Raw genomic sequence first — 16,687 nt, forward strand, 5'->3', positions numbered from 1 at the left:
TTAGTTGGCCATTTCCGTATGATGCGCGGCCTTTTGTCGGCTAATAGTCAGACGCTCTTTTTACTTTTATTCTGGATGACCTACTTTTGATTTCTACTGCCAATATCACCATGCAATTTGGTGCCGAACCTTTATTTGAAAATATTTCAGCCAAATTTGGCCACGGCAATCGTTACGGCCTAATTGGTGCAAACGGCTGTGGCAAGTCAACCTTTATGAAAATTTTAAGTGGCGATTTAGTGCCAAGTGCTGGCAATGTGTCTATTACCCCAGGAGATAAAGTAGGTACTCTTAGTCAAGACCAGTTTGCCTTTGAAGCCTTTACTGTAGTTGACACTGTTATTATGGGTGACACTAAGCTTTGGCAAGTTAAACAACAACGCGACCAAATCTACGCTAAAGCTGAAATGAGCGAAGCGGATGGCATGTTAGTGGCAGACTTAGAAACCCAGTTTGCCGAAATGGATGGTTATACCGCCGAAGCCAGAGCAGGAGAAATCCTATTGCAAGCCGGCATAGCTGAGCATTTACATTTTGGCTTGATGTCGCAAGTGGCACCGGGTTGGAAACTCCGAGTATTATTAGCTCAAGCCTTATTTGCTAATCCCGATATTTTATTACTGGATGAGCCGACCAACAACTTAGATATTTACACTATCAATTGGCTAGCCGAAGTATTAAACCAACGTAAATGCACCATGATCATTATTTCGCACGATCGCCACTTTCTTAATTCGGTATGTACCCATATGGCCGACATAGACTACGGTGAATTACGCATTTATCCGGGTAATTACGAGGCTTACCAAGCGGCTGCGTCATTAATTCAAGAACAACTACATACAGAAAACGCTAAAAAATCAGCAGAAATTGACGAACTTCAAGCCTTTGTGAATCGTTTCTCGGCCAATGCATCAAAAGCCAAACAGGCCACATCTAGAGCTAGGCGCATGGAAAAAATCACCTTAGACGAGGTTAAGTCTTCGAGCCGTCGCAGCCCTAAAATTATGTTCAAGCAACATAAAAAGCTCCATCGCCAAGCCTTAATATTAGAGCAATTAGGCCATGGTTTTGACCAATCACCTTTATTCGAAAAAGCCGATTTAATTTTAGAAGCAGGCGCTCGCTTAGCTGTGATTGGCGAAAATGGCGTAGGAAAAACCACCTTTTTACGTTGTTTAATTAATGAAATTAGCGCCACCACTGGTGTAGTCAAATGGTCAGAAAATGCCAGCATAGGTTACTGCCCACAAGACAGCAATGCAGACTTTGACTCTGATTTAAGTTTGTTTGATTGGATGTCGCAATGGCGCACACCAAAACATGACGACTTAGCCGTACGTGGGCTATTAGGTAGCTTGTTGTTTAGCGCCGACGATTTTAATAAAAAAGTAAAAGTGTGTTCGGGTGGTGAAAAAAATCGCTTAATCTTTGGCAAGTTAATGATGTCTGACATCAATGTGTTAATTATGGATGAGCCAACCAACCACATGGATATGGAAGCCATTGAAGCCTTAAACAATGCTTTAACAAAGTTTGATGGCACCTTAATTTTTGTTAGTCACGACCGTCAGTTTGTTTCTTCTCTGGCCACCAGCGTGATAGAAATTTGTGATCAGCAAGTCATTAGTTTTCAAGGTACTTATAACGAATATTTAGCTAACCGCGAAGCCTCGTTAAAAGTTGCCTAAGCACAGCAAAAACTAGTAAAACCCGCCTCGATAAAATACAGTAATTGCAAAAGTATTATCGAGGCGACTATGCAAAACCATCAAGCACTTCCACTAAGCGACTTTATTGAATATCCCCCAGCCGAAATGCTGGCGCGTTCTGAGCAGTTTTACGCCGAGATCAAGCGCCGACATAGCATTCGAAAATTCAGTGATAAGCCTGTAGATAAAGGCATTATTGAAAATTGTTTAAAAGCCGCAGGAACTGCACCCAATGGGGCAAACCATCAACCCTGGCACTTTGCAGCTATTCACTCACCTGAAGTTAAAAAACAAATTCGCCAACAAGCCGAAGCGTTAGAACAAGGTTTTTATCAAGGCCGTGCAGGCGAAGAATGGTTAGGCGCCCTTAAACCTTTAGGTACAGACGCTGACAAGCCTTACTTAGAACAAGCCCCTTGGTTAATCGCAATTTTCAGTCAAAAAAATGCAGAGTTACAAGATGGCCAAAAACAGACTAATTATTATGTTCACGAGTCTGTAGGTATAGCCACGGGCTTTTTAATTAATGCTTTACATGCAAGTGGTTTGGCTACCCTAACTCACACCCCTAAGCCCATGAGCTTTTTATCTAAGATTTGCCAACGCCCCGACAACGAAAGACCCTTTATGTTGTTAGTGGTTGGCTATCCAGCCAAAGACGCCACTATTCCGGTGCATGCGGTAAATAAAAAACCGCTAGAGCAGATTGCTAGCTTTTTATAAACCCTAAGGCAAAAACCGACGCCTGATTATACCCTAAGTGGCAACCCTAAAAGGTTGCCTTGCTTGGTAACTAAGTGAGCGCCAAACCCACTCGAAAGGGCCAAATTGATAATGCTTTAACCACCAAGACGATAGTGGAATTTGCACAGCAATGATGGCCAATACCAAGAGTATTTGTGGCGCTCTGGCAATTTCGCCATACATGCCACCTGCGTATCCATAAAAAACCGAGGTTAGAATAATCGAGTGCATCAAGTAATTGGTTAGTGCCATTCGCCCCATAGGCGCAAGCTTAAGCAATAAATTTTGCCATTTGGGAGAGTCTAATAGTCGAATAATGGCGCCTAAGTATCCCGCCGCCATAAAATATTGCCCCAAATTAAACAGCACATGTGCCACGCTTTGTAACGCAATATTATGCTCTACACTTGGCTGGTCTAAGATCATTAGCGCAGATACATTAAAGACTAAACCCACACCTAAACCAATTTTGGCCATATAAGAAAACAGTATTGGGTGATTTGCGTGATCTTTTATGGCCCCTGTAATCACCAGCCAATACCCCAATAAAAAGATTGGAACAAGAATACTTAAGGCAAACACGGGTGAGAAAAACAACCAAACCCAGGCGGTTTTTATCCTGAAAGCCACGGCATCCCAATAACTGCCTTGACCTAAGGCTAGCGCTTCTTGTTGCCCCTCTTGAATTTGCTGTTGCTCTTGGTCATAAATTTCTTGAGCTTGTTGTTGTAAAGTTAAAGGAAATTCAATGTTTTTATCTTCGGTTTGATTAGCACCAGTAGTTTGCTTATCCGCTTGTTGTGCTTGAATCTCTTGCGGGCTAAGTTCTAGTTCTGCCTGAGGCTGAGCAGATAAAGTGCTGAGCTGCGTTTCAGTTTTAGTGTTTTTTTGCAGTTCTAACTCACCCACTAAGGCGCGTATTTCTTGGCTTTCTGCCCATTGCTCTGTCAGTGCCTGACGGTCAAAGATCACACTAAAACCAATGCCAGCTAAGGTTGCCAATAACATGGGAATACTGATCCACCACAGGGCTATTTTTAAAATGCTTTTAGGATTGTTATAAGCTTTAAATCGCTCACTACCCAATAAATAGATAATCCCCAACATGATTAACCCCGCTATGGCGTAGTCATGTAAAATATCGCCCTGCCAAAGCAAAAACATATGCAATAGACCTAACACATATAGCACCAGCATACGCCGCACAAACCACCCGGTAAAAGGTCGATTTTTAGCTTGAGCTTGTAGCAACATTACAGCTACGCCCATGCCAAATAGCAAAGCAAATAATTTATAAAACTTACCTTCAACAAAACAGCGAACTAACCAGGCTATGGCGTGGTCAATGCCAGATAATTCAGGATCATTTAAACCCAGCATTAAAATAGGTCGACTGAACCATTCAATATTCATAAATAAAATGCCTATCAAGGCAAAAGCTCGTAATATGTCTAGGGCACTTATGCGCTTTTCTGCGGCCACAGGTTGTAAAGTCTGAGGATGACTGTGGGAAAGTTGGTCTTGGGTTGGGCTGTCCATGCTCATGTTATTTCTCTCCTTGGTTAGCCGGCTTTTTAAGGCTATTCTGAATCGGCTTTTTTGTCTATTTTTGTGGGTAAGTAAATGTGTCAAATTAAGCTAGCAAAACAGTAATCTTGCGTATAATCAAAAAGCTAACAGTAGTTTTAGACTTTAATTTACTGTGGCAACTATAACCACAAAACACAAGGACAGTTCATGCCTAACTTTTTTAAATATTTCATGCTCACTTTGCTGGTTTTGTGCCTGATTTTTATTCTGCAAAATATGCAAATTGTGCAGGTGTCTTTTTTGTTTTGGGATATTTCAATCTCAAGAGCGGTGCTGGTTTTTGTATTATTGATTATTGGCTTTGTGCTGGGATATTTTTTTAACAGCGCGAGAAAGATGCTATCGAAGCGCGAAGATTAGCTTTAAATTCAGCGAATAGGCAAAACGCCTATTCGCTGGAGCTTAGACTTTATAAGTGTAGATTAAGTTAAGGTAACGTACTCTTCTGCTGATGTAGGGTGAATGGCCACACAAGCATCAAAGTCTGCTTTGGTCGCGCCCATTTTCATTGCCACACCAAATCCTTGTAGAATTTCGTCCATACCAAAACCAATGCCATGTAGGCCAACCACTTTTTGCTCTTCACCTGCACAAACCAGTTTCATTCTGGTCATTTGACGGTGCTGAGTTACAGCCGTATACATGGCCGCAAAACCAGAGTTATAGACAGTGATATTTTGTTGTCCATACTGCTCAATGGCTTGTTCTTCACTTAAGCCCATAGTGCCAATTGGCGGGTGGCTAAATACCACAGTAGGAATAAGTGAATAGTCCATGTGCGCATCGGTTTGACCATTAAACAATCGCTCTGACAATAAACGACCAGACTTAACTGCTACAGGCGTGAGTTCGACATAACCAATATTGTCGCCAACCGCATAAATGCCTTCTACATTAGTATTTTGGTATTTATCGACTTTAATGTACCCACGTTCGTCTAATTCTACCCCTGCATTTTCTAAGGCAATATTGTCGGTAGCGGGTTCGCGGCCTATGGCCCACACCACACAGTCAGTTTCTATTGATTGTCCATTTTCAAAGTGAATAGTTAATGAACCATCAGGATTTTTTTGTACTTTTTCTGGGCTTGCATGGGTCAAGAGTTTAGGCCCCTCTTGAGCCATAAGCTCAACTAAGGTGGAACTTAACATAGTATCAAAGTTACGCAGAGGCGCATGCTTGCGCACGGCTAAATGAGTTTCTGTACCTAGCGCATGCATCACTCCAGCAAGCTCAACCGCAATATAACCCGCGCCTACTACAACGGCTCGTTTAGGCTGCTCGGTTAAGGCAAAAAATCCATCAGAATCAATCCCTAACTCTGCACCTTCAATTTTTGGTTTAACGGGTCGTCCGCCTGTAGCAATTAAAATGTGATCAGCTGTGTATTCTTTACCATCAACTTCTACTGTATTTTTATTCACAAAGCGGGCAAAACCTTTGATCACAGTCACACCGTTTTTCTCAAAACCCGCGCCGTAGCTACCATGAATGCGCTTTATATAAGCTTCGCGACTATTCACTAAGGTTTGCCAATTAAAATTATTGAGCGACACATCAAAACCGTAATCAGGCGCATATAAATTAATTGCCTCAGCCACATGCGCGCCAAACCACATTACTTTTTTGGGTACACAGCCCACGTTAACGCAGGTTCCACCCACGGCCTTAGCTTCTATAATTGCTACTTTTTTGCCATGTTTAGCAGCGCGGTTTGCTGATGCAATTCCGCCGCTACCACCACCAATACATATATAATCAAAATCTGCCATGAATTCACCTAATTAAAATTTGCGTCAAAGATAAAGCTAATCGATTAAAAATGACATGCCATTTTTACTATCGTTCTAATCTAACAAATCGATACACTAATATTAATGCTAAGTGCTGGTTTAATTTGGCGCCAAATTAAACGAAATATTCGCTGTACTCTTGAGATTTACCCAGTGCAACCCAACTTCTGGTTATATTCCAATAGACAAGAACCTATTTATGACTAACCCAATTTGTGATTTATCTGGCTTACCCAAATTTTCTGAGATTAAGCCTGAGCATATTCAGCCCGCTATTGAAGAGGCGATTAAAGCCTGTAAAGACAAAATTGAAACCCTGTTACAACAACCGAGCTACAGCTGGGACAACTTAGTGGCGCCTATTGAAGAAATAGACGACCAACTAAGCCGCAAATGGTCGCCAGTGTCGCATATGAATTCAGTGGTGAGTAATGATGAATTACGTGAAGCACATGATGCTTGTTTACCCGCTCTTTCAGAATACGGCACTTGGGTAGGACAAAACGTAGACTTATATAACGCCTATTGCCAAATTGCCAAAAGCGCTGAATTTACCCAGCTAAGTCCTGCTCAACAGCAAGTGATCAATCATGCTATTCGCGATTTTAAACTTTCGGGCGTTGCCTTAGATACCGATAAAAAAGCTCGCTATGCCAAGATCCAATCTAGATTATCTGATTTAGGCTCAACTTTTAGTAATAATGTGATGGATGCCACCTTAGGCTGGCAAAAACATATCACTGACATAAATGAGCTCGCAGGACTGCCAGAATCGGCTTTGGCTGCAGCAAAGCAGTTAGCGCAAAGCAAAGAGTTAGATGGCTGGTTATTTACTTTAGATATTCCAAGTTATTTACCGGTTATGACTCATGCCGATAACCGCGCATTACGTGAACAAATGTATTTAGCCTATACCACCCGCGCGTCTGAGCAAGGCCCCAATGCGGGTAAATGGGATAACACAGAGATCATTAATGAAACCCTAAGCTTGCGCCAAGAACTAGCAAAATTATTGGGCTTTAAAAATTATGCTGAATATTCACTGGCGAGCAAAATGGCTAATTCTAGTGAACAAGTGACCGGCTTTTTACAAGACTTAGCTAAACGTTCTAAGCCTCAAGCTCAGCAAGATATTGATAGCTTAAAAGCCTTTGCCCAAGAATTTTATCAGGTAGAACAGCTTGAAGCATGGGATTTAGCTTATTACAGCGAAAAGCTTAAAGAACAAACTTATAAAATTTCAGACGAGCAATTACGCCCTTATTTTCCTGAAAATAAAGTATTGGCAGGCTTGTTTGAAGTTATCTCGCGTTTATACAAGTTAAAGGTAAGTGCTCGAGAAAATGTGGATACCTGGCATAAAGATGTACGTTTTTATGACATTCATGATCAAGATGGACAGCTGCGTGGTAGCTTTTATTTAGATCTGTACGCCCGCGAGAAAAAACGTGGGGGCGCGTGGATGGACGAGTGCCAAGTACGCAGGCAAAAACCAGATGGCAGTCAACAATATCCTGTGGCTTACTTAACCTGTAATTTTAATGGCCCAGTAGGGGATGCACCGGCTTTATTTACCCATGATGAAGTGGTGACTTTGTTCCACGAATTTGGTCATGGTATTCATCATATGTTAACCAAAATCAATGTTGGTGGAGTATCTGGCATTAATGGCGTGCCATGGGATGCAGTAGAATTACCTAGTCAATTTTTAGAAAACTGGTGCTGGCAACCCGACGCCCTGAGCTTTATTTCAGGCCACTATCAAACAGGCGAACCTTTACCCCAAGCCATGCTCGACAACATGTTAGCAGCACGTAACTTTCAATCAGCTATGCAAATGTTGAGGCAACTTGAATTTAGCTTGTTTGATTTTACCTTGCATGAGCATTTTGCAGATGCCCAAACCACTAATGTACAAAGCTGGCTAAATCAGGTGCGTGAACAAGTAGCTGTGGTTATGCCCCCTAGCTTTAACCGTTTCCAAAACAGTTTTGGGCATATTTTTGCGGGCGGATATGCTGCTGGCTACTATAGCTATAAGTGGGCCGAAGTATTGTCGGCTGATGCTTTTAGTCGTTTTGAAGAAGAAGGCATTTTTAATCAACAAACTGGCCAAGACTTTTTAACTCACATTTTAGAAATGGGCGGCAGTAAAGAACCCATGGAATTATTTGTAGCCTTTAGAGGTAGAGAGCCAGAAGTGGATGCCTTGCTGCGTCATTCGGGTATTGCCGCATAACCAGCCACAAAATTAATTAAGCCTAAAGCTGCCTGCTAAATATTTTTTTTGGCAGGCAGTTTGGTTATCCTGCCTGTTAGTGTGTAAAGCCCACTTTGTTATCACCCACCGAAAAAGCAATAATTTGACTCAATTCTTGTAGGCTTAAATTAGACTCTTGTTGCCAATGATTAAAAGCCTGTTGAATAGCCGTAATACTTTTAATACTAGTTAACCCGCCTTCAATTAAATTGTTAGCTCGAAAATAACCTTCTACATCTCGCGATAATAAAAACGTATCTTTGCCTAAAGCACGTAGCGCATATGGTCCAGTATTGCCACCTAATCGTGCACCATGTTTTTTTAAGTAGCCCCACAAACCCGTTATATTATCTACAGGCCAGTCTGCCAGCCACTTTGCTGCTGATCCATGGGTACTAGCCAAATCACTTAGCATTAAGGCATTTTCGCGTATGGTTTTAATTTTATTAAAATTTCTAATGATGCTTGGATCAGTGGCTTTTTGCTCTAACATTTCGTCTGGCATGAGTAAGACTTTTTGAATATCAAAATTAAAAAAAGCTTTTTCAAAGTTTTCCCATTTATTTTCTACTACACGCCAAACAAATCCAGACTGAAAAACCTTTTTAGTCAATTCAGACAAAATTCGATCATCTGTTAATTTGGCCAAGGTTGTAGCGCTAGCAGGTTGATATAAAAGCTGGCTCAACGCTTGCTCGCCACCTTTTCTTTCGGCGGCCCTTTGATAAATAGCATGAAAGGATTCCATCTACTGACTTCTCTGTTTGATTGCTTTAAAGCAGTGGATTGTAATCAACTAAGATAAAATGAGAAAGCCTGAAACAGCTTAAATTGTGCTTAGCTAAGCACAGGCTAAACAGCTTAGCGCTTGCAAAATTGGTAAAAATTTATGCCGAAAGTAGTAGACAAAATAAGCAGTTTTGATTTAGGATTTGCTCATCAATTAGCCTGAACAAAGTTTTACTATGAGTAGACGAACAAAAATTAGCGGTCATTTGCTTCGTGAATTGCGTAAAGAAGCGGATCTTACTCAGGCAGACTTAGCCACTCGCATTGGCATTAGTCGCGAAACGGTTTCGGCAATTGAAAATGATAAACGTGAAACCATTGAAGCCTTAGGGGCCGAAGTTATTTCTAAATGGCACATGATTTGCGCGCAAAGCGCATCTGCTGCTACCCGTCATAAATTCTTCCAACATGTCATGCAATATTTTGGCTTTTCAGACATGCAAGTGATGAACTTATCTAAAGCTCCTGCTAAATCGAAAGAATAATTTAAATCAGTTGCTCTAAAAGGAAAGGCCTAATGCCTTCTACTTTTCAATACTATTTTCACCAAACGCTTTTTTATATCACCATTCCGGTTTTTGCGGCTTTAATTTATTTTTTTGGTGAAAATCCTGAACACTTTGACATCATTTATATTTTTGCTTTAGGGATAAGTTGCCTTTTTTGTTGGCACGACAAAGACACTTTAGGTGCCTTAGCCATTTTATTGGGGCTCTGGATTTGTTCTCGGCTACTTTTTATTTCTTTAGATATTAATTTTGGCCTATTTCTCATCTATTTCTTCAGCCTCTGCATAACTTTTTATTGTTTTAGCCAAAATGTGGCAAAAGTAGTTTTTTTACTCATTTTATTTAGCATTGGTTGTGAGATTTATTGGGAATACATCGATTATTCAAACCGTCCGCAAATAACTTATTTTGTAGGAACATTGTCATTTATAGTTTTAGCAAGAGAGTTATTATTCAATCGAGTATTCATAGCGCATAAATATTTTGGATATGCATCAGGCAAAATTGCATTAGATTGGCAGTTAAGAGGAGTTTTACTAGCAGACAGTGTATTAGTTATTTGCATGTTGTTGGAATACTTTATGAGACACATATTGGGGTTTTCTCATGCCACAATGGTTTATTATAATTTTTCTTTGTCTGCTTCTATTCTTTCTGGATTAACTTTATCCATCGTTTATATGCATTATTTTTACAACCAATCTAAGAAACATTTGCTTGCATAGCTTATTTAATAAGCAATTTCATTGCACTAAACCTATGGCATAATGTTTGTAATGTGGAACTTAATCCACATTTATCAACATTTTACTGGAGCGTTTAGCATGAAAAAATTTAAATTATCATTGGTTGTACTTGCATTATTTTCTTCATTAATTTCTGCGCCAAGCCTAGCTGGTCCAGCTAGTAAGCCACCACCTTCAACCCTTCAATCAACTTTTTAATTTGCGCCTGATAGTGAATAATAATTAGCGGCAATTACTCACTATACATCTAAGCAAATACTTTCTATGAAAAACAGTTTAAATTAGCCAATACCCATCTAGTGGTTATTGGCTAATTCTTCTCTGTTTGCTTTCGCGTTTATTCGGTAAACTATAGGGATAAAACCAGTAAGGATTATTAATGAGCGCCTCTGACACTAATTCATCTCAGTCTAGATCTGATAACACCACGCATTTTGGCTTTAAGCAGGTGGATGCCAGCGAAAAAGTTAAAATGGTGAAAGACGTATTTCAGTCGGTCGCGGCTAAGTACGACATTATGAATGATTTAATGTCTTTAGGTATTCATAGATTATGGAAACGTTACACTATAGATTGCAGTGGCGTACGAGCTGGACACAAAGTATTAGATTTAGCCGGTGGCACCGGAGATTTAACCGCAAAGTTTTCTCGCATTGTGGGTGAAAAAGGCCAAGTGGTATTGGCTGACATTAACGATGCCATGTTAAAAGTCGGGCGCGACAAACTGCGCGATAAAGGCATAGTAGGCAATGTCCAATACGTACAAGCCAATGCCGAAGCCTTACCTTTTCCCGATAACAGTTTTGATATTATTACCATAGCCTTTGGCCTTAGAAACGTTACCGACAAAGACAAAGCCTTAGCCTCAATGTATCGGGTACTTAAACCCGGAGGTCGTTTATTAGTGTTAGAGTTTTCTAAACCCACTAATGACATGTTAAATAAAGCTTACGATATGTATTCCTTTCATTTACTGCCTAAAATTGGCCAACTGGTGGCCAATGACGCAGACAGCTATCAATATTTAGCTGAATCAATTCGTATGCATCCCGAGCAAGAAGTACTAAAAGGCATGATGGACGCGGCAGGTTTTGAACAAACCAGCTATCACAATTTAACCGGTGGCATAGTTGCCTTGCACAGAGGCTTTAAATTTTAACATGCCCGCTGCCCAACTCATTTCTGCTGGCATAGAATTGGCGTTAAACCAATTACTTAAACTCGATCCGCAGAGTAACCAAAGGCTAACCAAGCTGAAAGGCAAAAGCCTTGAGGTAAAGGTAAAAGAGTTACCTTGGCCTTTATTATTTAGTTTTTCTGAACAAATAGACCTGATGGCTTTAACCCCGCCACAAGCCGAACAAAGCAGCACTGCCGATTGTTTAATTGAATTAGATTTAGACACCTTACCTAAACTCAAAGACACTAGTCAGCTCACTCAGCTTATTCAGCAACAACAACTCAATTTAGTTGGCGATATTTATGTGGCGCAAACCTTTAGCAGCTTGATCAAAGACTTAGATATTGATTGGGAAGAACACCTGTCACACTACATTGGCGATGTGGCTGCGCATCAAAGTTTTAGTACCGCACGCTCAGTGATAGATGCCACTAAACAGCAGTTAGAGCAAGGTTCAAAATCACTTGGACAAAGGCTCACCCAAAGCGACTCTTTGGCGGTTAGCCAACAAGAAGTGGCAGATTTTAGTCAACAAGTGAACACATTACGCAGTGCAACAGAACGTTTAGAGGCCAGATTGGCGTTATTAGAGCGCGCCAGTGCCAAAGCAGATGATAATTAAGGTTTAAGTTTTAGTGAGAATTTTACGTTTATACCAAATCAATAAAGTACTGCTTCAACACGGATTAGATGAGCTAATTCCCAGAAAATGGCTACCTTGGTACGTTAAGTTTGGGCGCGTGTGCTTTTTTTGGCTAGCCAATAAACATCCAGACAAATCACAAGGTCAAAGAATTCGATTAGCCTTACAAACATTAGGCCCAGTATTTATTAAATTTGGGCAAATGTTGTCTACCCGCAAAGATCTACTGCAACCTGATGTAGCCATTGAATTAGCTAGGTTACAAGACCAAGTTGAGCCATTTGACAGTGAATTAGCCGAACAAATTATTCGCCAAGCTTTAGGCCTAGAGCAAATTTCGGATTTGTTTAATGAGTTTGAATCTAAACCATTGGCTTCAGCATCAATTGCTCAAGTGCATAGCGCTAAATTAAAGTCGAATAATCAAGATGTGATTGTCAAAGTGATCAGGCCCAATATCAAACACACTATAGTGTCAGATATCGAGCTCATGCGTACAGTCGCCCAAGCTTTGCAAAAGCTACTTCCAGATGGAAAACGTTTGCGCCCAGTAGAAGTTGTGGCCGAATACGAAAGAACCATTATTGACGAATTAGACTTGTTGCACGAAGCCGCCAATGGCATTCAGTTTAAGCGTAATTTCGAAAACTCGCCAGCTTTATACGTGCCTACTATTTATAGCGATTATTGCCGCAAGAATGTCATGGTAATGGAGCGTATTTATGGCACGCCCATTTCTGATATTGACCAGCTAGTTGCGCGCCAAACCAATATGAAAAAGCTGGCAGAACGTGGGGTGGAGGTGTTTTTCACCCAAGTATTTAGAGACAGCTTTTTCCATGCTGATATGCATCCTGGCAACATATTTGTCTCTACCGTTAACCCAGAAGATCCACAATACATTACTATAGACTTTGGCATAGTTGGCACCCTAAATAGTGAAGACAAGCGCTATTTAGCCGAAAATTTTATTGCCTTTTTTAATCGCAATTACCGTAAAGTTGCAGAACTACATGTAGATTCTGGATGGGTACCCTCAGACACAGACATAGACGATTTCGAAGCCTCCATTCGCAAAGTATGTGAACCTATTTTTCAAAAGCCCTTAGCTGAAATTGAGTTTAGCAATGTATTACTGCAGCTATTTAATACAGCTAGGCGCTTTAATATGGTTATCCAACCACAATTAGTGTTATTACAAAAAACCTTGTTATACATTGAAGGCTTAGGCCGCCAGCTTTACCCTCAATTAGACTTATGGCAAACCGCTAAACCCTTTTTAGAGAATTGGATGAAAGAACAAATTGGGCTTAAGGCCATGTATCAAAAAATATCTGCAAATCTGCCTTATTGGTCTGAAAAAATGCCGGAAATTCCTGACTTGATTTACGACACCTTAAAGCAAGTCAAAAAGTTACCTGAGCAACAACAAAAGCAGGCAGAGCAACAAAAACAACAATTACAGCGTCAACATTTAAGCTCGCAACTCGTTAGCATAGGCGCAACCTTTATTATCGCCGCTGCTATCATGCCTATTTATCAAAGCCAGATGTGGCCAAGCGCAAGTTGTGTTGTTTTAGGGCTAGTCTGTTGGATAGCGAGTTGGCGGGTAAAAAGCTAAACACTGGCAAAATTTAACTTTCGCCAAAATAGCCTTCTACCCGCAAAGCTAAGCCGTATGAGGCAGAAAAGCTTTCATCGCGACGCCATAATACAAAAGGCTCAACTTCATAAAATAACCATTCGCGTAAAGTGTTTTTGCGCCACCTTAAGCTAACTAAATATTCTTCTAAGCGATAATTAGGCCGACTTAAGCCTTCTACATAAAACCCTGCAATAAGCGCATTTTTGTGATTAAACTGCAGTAATTGCTGCACACTATGCTGCCACAGCCAATCGTTGCTTTTATCGCGGTAATAAAAATGGTTTTTCCATCTCAGAATAGAAGCTTGACTAAGGTTATGATCGACTTGCCAAGAAGCATCTGCACCAAAACCATCACGACTATAATAGTAGGCTGCGGTTTGCCAACGTAAACGCAGATTATCGGTAAGTGCATGGGTATTACGATAGCGGCTTTTAACAAAGATTTGCAATCTTCTGCCTACTCCCACTCTATGAGATAGACCGCTTTCGGGTTTACTTCGCCAGCGTAATGCTAGGCTAAAGCGGTTTTCTTCTACAAAGTTTTGATTGCCAGAGGCGCGAATATCATTGTTAGGGCGGTCGTCGTCGTAATCAGAAAACACCAAATCAACACGGTTTTTAAGGTTGGGGAGTTTCACTCGAATTTTAAAGCGTGTTTCAAATTCGGTTAAGTCACGACTTCTTGGCTCCCAGCCTAAACGAATTCTAGCCTCACCCACAGCTTCTTGACCCTGACTATTTTCTTCGAGGGCAAAAAAATCATCAAACCATAAGGCGCTTGATTTAACCGAGGTGGCAATACTTTTATGCATGCTATCTAGCCAAGGGTAATCCACTTGCTCTTCTTCGGCACCAACGGCTGAACAAAAGCTAATAAATATCACGCTAGATAAAAAAATTATTTTCACACTGTTCCTTGCAAGCATTACCTTAAAACTCAGTGGTAATAAGAAAAAACTTAGATCACGACAGTGTATTGATTAACGCAATTCACTATTAAAAAGTCAAACATCTTCGATTTGACGATCAAATCAGTGACCTTTTTAATAAGCTACGTATAATAAAAATATAACGTTTTTAGGAGTAGTTTATGTTTGGCATTAGCCCCATGCAATTGTTGATTATATTAGTTATCGTGGTTTTGCTGTTTGGCACTAAAAAACTGCGTGGATTAGGCGGCGATCTTGGCTCTGCACTTAAAGGCTTTAAAAAAGCCATAAGTGAAGACGACAAAGAAAAAGACACAGTCGCTGACGCGGATTTTGCGAATAAAGAAAAAGTAGAAAATAAAGCGGCAACTGAATCGGTTGAACCTGCACAAAAAACCAAGAGCGAAACTAAAGAGCCCAATTAATGTTTGATATAGGTTTTTTTGAACTCTTAATCATTGCTGTTGTGGGCTTAGTGGTATTAGGCCCAGAAAGGCTGCCAGGCGCGATCCGCTCTACTTTAAAAACCGTACGCGGCATAAAAGGTATGGCAAATGGATTTCGCCAAGAAGTTGAACAACAATTTAAAATTCATGAGCTACATGAAAACCTAAAAAAAGCCGAACAGCAAAATCTTGAAAACCTTTCGCCTGAATTGCAAAAGTCTGTGGACGAATTACGCGATGCGGCAAAATCTGTACAAAAACCTTATTCAAAAGAGTAATTTGAGTGGCTGAGCCCAATAGTTTAATAGCTCATTTAATTGAGTTAAGAAGTCGAGTATTAAAGGCATTTCTCAGCGTCTTTGTGGTGTTTTTATGTTTGGTCTATTTTGCTCAAGATCTTTACCACTGGTTGGCCACGCCTTTACTCGATACCCTGCCCGACCAAGCACAAATGATTGCCACAGACGTAGCTTCGCCGTTTTTTGCGCCTTTTAAGCTAACTATGGTGTTGTCGTTTTTTATCGCCATTCCTGTGGTTTTGTATCAAATATGGGGATTTGTAGCACCAGGTTTATATAAAAACGAAAAACGCCTAATCGCCCCTTTGTTGTTTTCTAGTACTTTATTATTCTATTTGGGCATGGCCTTTGCCTATTATGTGGTGTTTCCTTTAGCCTTTGCTTTTTTCACCAGCGTAGCGCCCGAAGGTGTAGTGATAAACACTGATATAAGCAGCTACCTGAATTTTGTATTAAAAATCTTTTTTGCCTTTGGGTTATCTTTTGAAATTCCCGTAGCTATTGTCTTAATGTGCTGGACCGGCATGACCACCCCAGACTCGTTAAGAGCCAAGCGGCCTTATGTAATAGTTGGGGTATTTGTTGTGGGTATGTTACTAACCCCACCAGATATTATCTCGCAAACCCTATTAGCTATCCCTATGTGGATTTTGTATGAGTTTGGCATACTAGTTGGCAGCATTTATTCCAGACGTAAGCATAACGAAGAACAACAGGAAGATCTGTGATGTATAAACTAGTTAGTATGATGGTTATTTTTGGTATCAGTTCTTTGAGTTTCGCTCAAGATCTTAAAACTGAGTTGTTAACTTGTGCGGCAGAGTCAGATAACGCTAAACGTTTAGGCTGTTACGATGCTTTAGCTATACAAGAGAAGCCATCAGAAGCTAAACTAGTCGCTGCTACTACGCCTAAAAATCCTGTTTCTACTTCACAGCCAACTGCTCCTACAGTTTCAGCTCAAGAGCAGCCCATAGCTGTGGAAAAAGCCCCAACTGTAGCTCAGCAAAACCAGAGTCAGCCTTTACCAACTAGTGCTGCTAAACCAACAAAGCCAAAATTAGTTGCACAAGCTAGCGAAACTCCCAAACCGCCAACTAATACTCAACCCCCAGTACAAGTAAACGATGATGCAGAGCAGCGCTTTGGTTATGAACATACACAAGCCCCCAAAGGCATGCTTGAAAAGCTAAGCTTGCCAGTGTCTAAAGTGAACAAGACTCCGTTTGGGCGCATGGTTATTACCTTAGAAAACGGTCAGGTTTGGCGTCAGTCTGATAAAGTGCGACTAAAAATAAAACCAGGACAAAATGTAACCATAGAGCGCGGCGTGTTAGGTTCGTTTTTTATGTCTACTGATCAAGTGAAAAAAAGCATTCGTGTTAAACGAGTAAAATAAA

The 16,687-nt window shown here is 40.6% G+C and carries 17 protein-coding genes; 13 read left to right on the forward strand and 4 right to left on the reverse strand.

Annotated elements, in window-relative coordinates; translation table 11 throughout:
* The first annotated feature begins 86 nt into the window (after positions 1-86).
* A complete protein-coding gene (locus ACVCDT_RS02560; protein WP_447131172.1) occupies positions 87-1,691 on the forward strand; it encodes an ABC-F family ATPase in 1,605 nt (534 codons plus the stop codon).
* 69 nt (positions 1,692-1,760) lie between these two features.
* On the forward strand, positions 1,761-2,435 hold the full coding sequence (locus ACVCDT_RS02565) for a nitroreductase family protein (protein ID WP_447131173.1): 675 nt from the start codon (positions 1,761-1,763) through the stop codon (positions 2,433-2,435).
* Positions 2,436-2,468: 33 nt separating this feature from the next.
* Here ACVCDT_RS02565 and ACVCDT_RS02570 read toward each other — a convergent pair whose 3' ends face one another.
* Positions 2,469-4,001, reverse strand: coding sequence for a DUF418 domain-containing protein (locus ACVCDT_RS02570; protein ID WP_447131174.1), 1,533 nt, complete (start codon positions 3,999-4,001; stop codon positions 2,469-2,471).
* Between the two features lie 261 nt (positions 4,002-4,262).
* On the opposite strand from ACVCDT_RS02570, the gene ACVCDT_RS02575 reads away from it, so the two are divergent.
* Positions 4,263-4,406, forward strand: a complete 144-nt coding sequence (locus ACVCDT_RS02575; RefSeq protein ID WP_447131276.1) for a LapA family protein — start codon at positions 4,263-4,265, stop codon at positions 4,404-4,406.
* Between the two features lie 62 nt (positions 4,407-4,468).
* On the opposite strand, the gene gorA is transcribed toward ACVCDT_RS02575, so the two are convergent.
* Positions 4,469-5,818, reverse strand: a complete 1,350-nt coding sequence (gene gorA, locus ACVCDT_RS02580; protein WP_447131175.1) for a glutathione-disulfide reductase — start codon at positions 5,816-5,818, stop codon at positions 4,469-4,471.
* Positions 5,819-6,038: 220 nt separating this feature from the next.
* Between gorA and prlC the strand changes: the two genes are divergently transcribed.
* Entirely contained in the window at positions 6,039-8,078 is a 2,040-nt protein-coding gene (gene prlC, locus ACVCDT_RS02585; protein ID WP_447131176.1) for an oligopeptidase A, read from the forward strand.
* Positions 8,079-8,154: 76 nt separating this feature from the next.
* On the opposite strand, the gene ACVCDT_RS02590 is transcribed toward prlC, so the two are convergent.
* Positions 8,155-8,847 carry a DNA-3-methyladenine glycosylase I gene (locus ACVCDT_RS02590; protein ID WP_447131177.1) on the reverse strand — a complete coding sequence of 231 codons (693 nt, stop codon included), beginning with the start codon at positions 8,845-8,847 and terminating at the stop codon, positions 8,155-8,157.
* Between the two features lie 217 nt (positions 8,848-9,064).
* On the opposite strand from ACVCDT_RS02590, the gene relB reads away from it, so the two are divergent.
* From relB to ubiB, 5 genes are all read left to right on the forward strand, one after another.
* Positions 9,065-9,373 (forward strand): type II toxin-antitoxin system RelB family anti-toxin, encoded by a 309-nt coding sequence (relB, locus tag ACVCDT_RS02595; protein ID WP_447131178.1) that lies wholly within the window; start codon positions 9,065-9,067, stop codon positions 9,371-9,373.
* Positions 9,374-9,405: 32 nt separating this feature from the next.
* Positions 9,406-10,122, forward strand: coding sequence for a hypothetical protein (locus tag ACVCDT_RS02600; RefSeq protein ID WP_447131179.1), 717 nt, complete (start codon positions 9,406-9,408; stop codon positions 10,120-10,122).
* Between the two features lie 400 nt (positions 10,123-10,522).
* Complete coding sequence (gene ubiE, locus ACVCDT_RS02605) at positions 10,523-11,302, forward strand: bifunctional demethylmenaquinone methyltransferase/2-methoxy-6-polyprenyl-1,4-benzoquinol methylase UbiE (RefSeq protein ID WP_447131180.1); 780 nt, start codon at positions 10,523-10,525, stop codon at positions 11,300-11,302.
* A 1-nt stretch (position 11,303) separates the two neighbouring features.
* Positions 11,304-11,945, forward strand: a complete 642-nt coding sequence (locus tag ACVCDT_RS02610; protein WP_447131181.1) for a ubiquinone biosynthesis accessory factor UbiJ — start codon at positions 11,304-11,306, stop codon at positions 11,943-11,945.
* Positions 11,946-11,958: 13 nt separating this feature from the next.
* On the forward strand, positions 11,959-13,587 hold the full coding sequence (gene ubiB / locus ACVCDT_RS02615; protein ID WP_447131182.1) for a ubiquinone biosynthesis regulatory protein kinase UbiB: 1,629 nt from the start codon (positions 11,959-11,961) through the stop codon (positions 13,585-13,587).
* Positions 13,588-13,600: 13 nt separating this feature from the next.
* Here ubiB and ACVCDT_RS02620 read toward each other — a convergent pair whose 3' ends face one another.
* On the reverse strand, positions 13,601-14,521 hold the full coding sequence (locus ACVCDT_RS02620; RefSeq protein ID WP_447131183.1) for a hypothetical protein: 921 nt from the start codon (positions 14,519-14,521) through the stop codon (positions 13,601-13,603).
* 182 nt (positions 14,522-14,703) lie between these two features.
* Between ACVCDT_RS02620 and tatA the strand changes: the two genes are divergently transcribed.
* Genes tatA through ACVCDT_RS02640 form a run of 4 tightly spaced genes read left to right on the forward strand, consistent with a single transcriptional unit; the run spans position 14,704 to position 16,686 of the window.
* Positions 14,704-14,967 carry a twin-arginine translocase TatA/TatE family subunit gene (gene tatA, locus ACVCDT_RS02625; RefSeq protein ID WP_447131184.1) on the forward strand — a complete coding sequence of 88 codons (264 nt, stop codon included), beginning with the start codon at positions 14,704-14,706 and terminating at the stop codon, positions 14,965-14,967.
* Positions 14,967-15,266: a Sec-independent protein translocase protein TatB gene (gene tatB, locus ACVCDT_RS02630; protein ID WP_447131185.1), complete on the forward strand. Its 300-nt coding sequence runs from the start codon at positions 14,967-14,969 to the stop codon at positions 15,264-15,266. The genes tatA and tatB overlap by 1 nt, the downstream gene beginning before the upstream one ends.
* Positions 15,267-15,271: 5 nt before the next feature.
* Positions 15,272-16,015 carry a twin-arginine translocase subunit TatC gene (tatC, locus tag ACVCDT_RS02635; RefSeq protein ID WP_447131186.1) on the forward strand — a complete coding sequence of 248 codons (744 nt, stop codon included), beginning with the start codon at positions 15,272-15,274 and terminating at the stop codon, positions 16,013-16,015.
* Positions 16,015-16,686 (forward strand): hypothetical protein, encoded by a 672-nt coding sequence (locus tag ACVCDT_RS02640; RefSeq protein ID WP_447131187.1) that lies wholly within the window; start codon positions 16,015-16,017, stop codon positions 16,684-16,686. Before tatC ends, ACVCDT_RS02640 begins: the two co-directional genes overlap by 1 nt.
* Position 16,687: the final 1 nt, after the last annotated feature.

The organism is Paraglaciecola aestuariivivens, assembly GCF_052983255.1.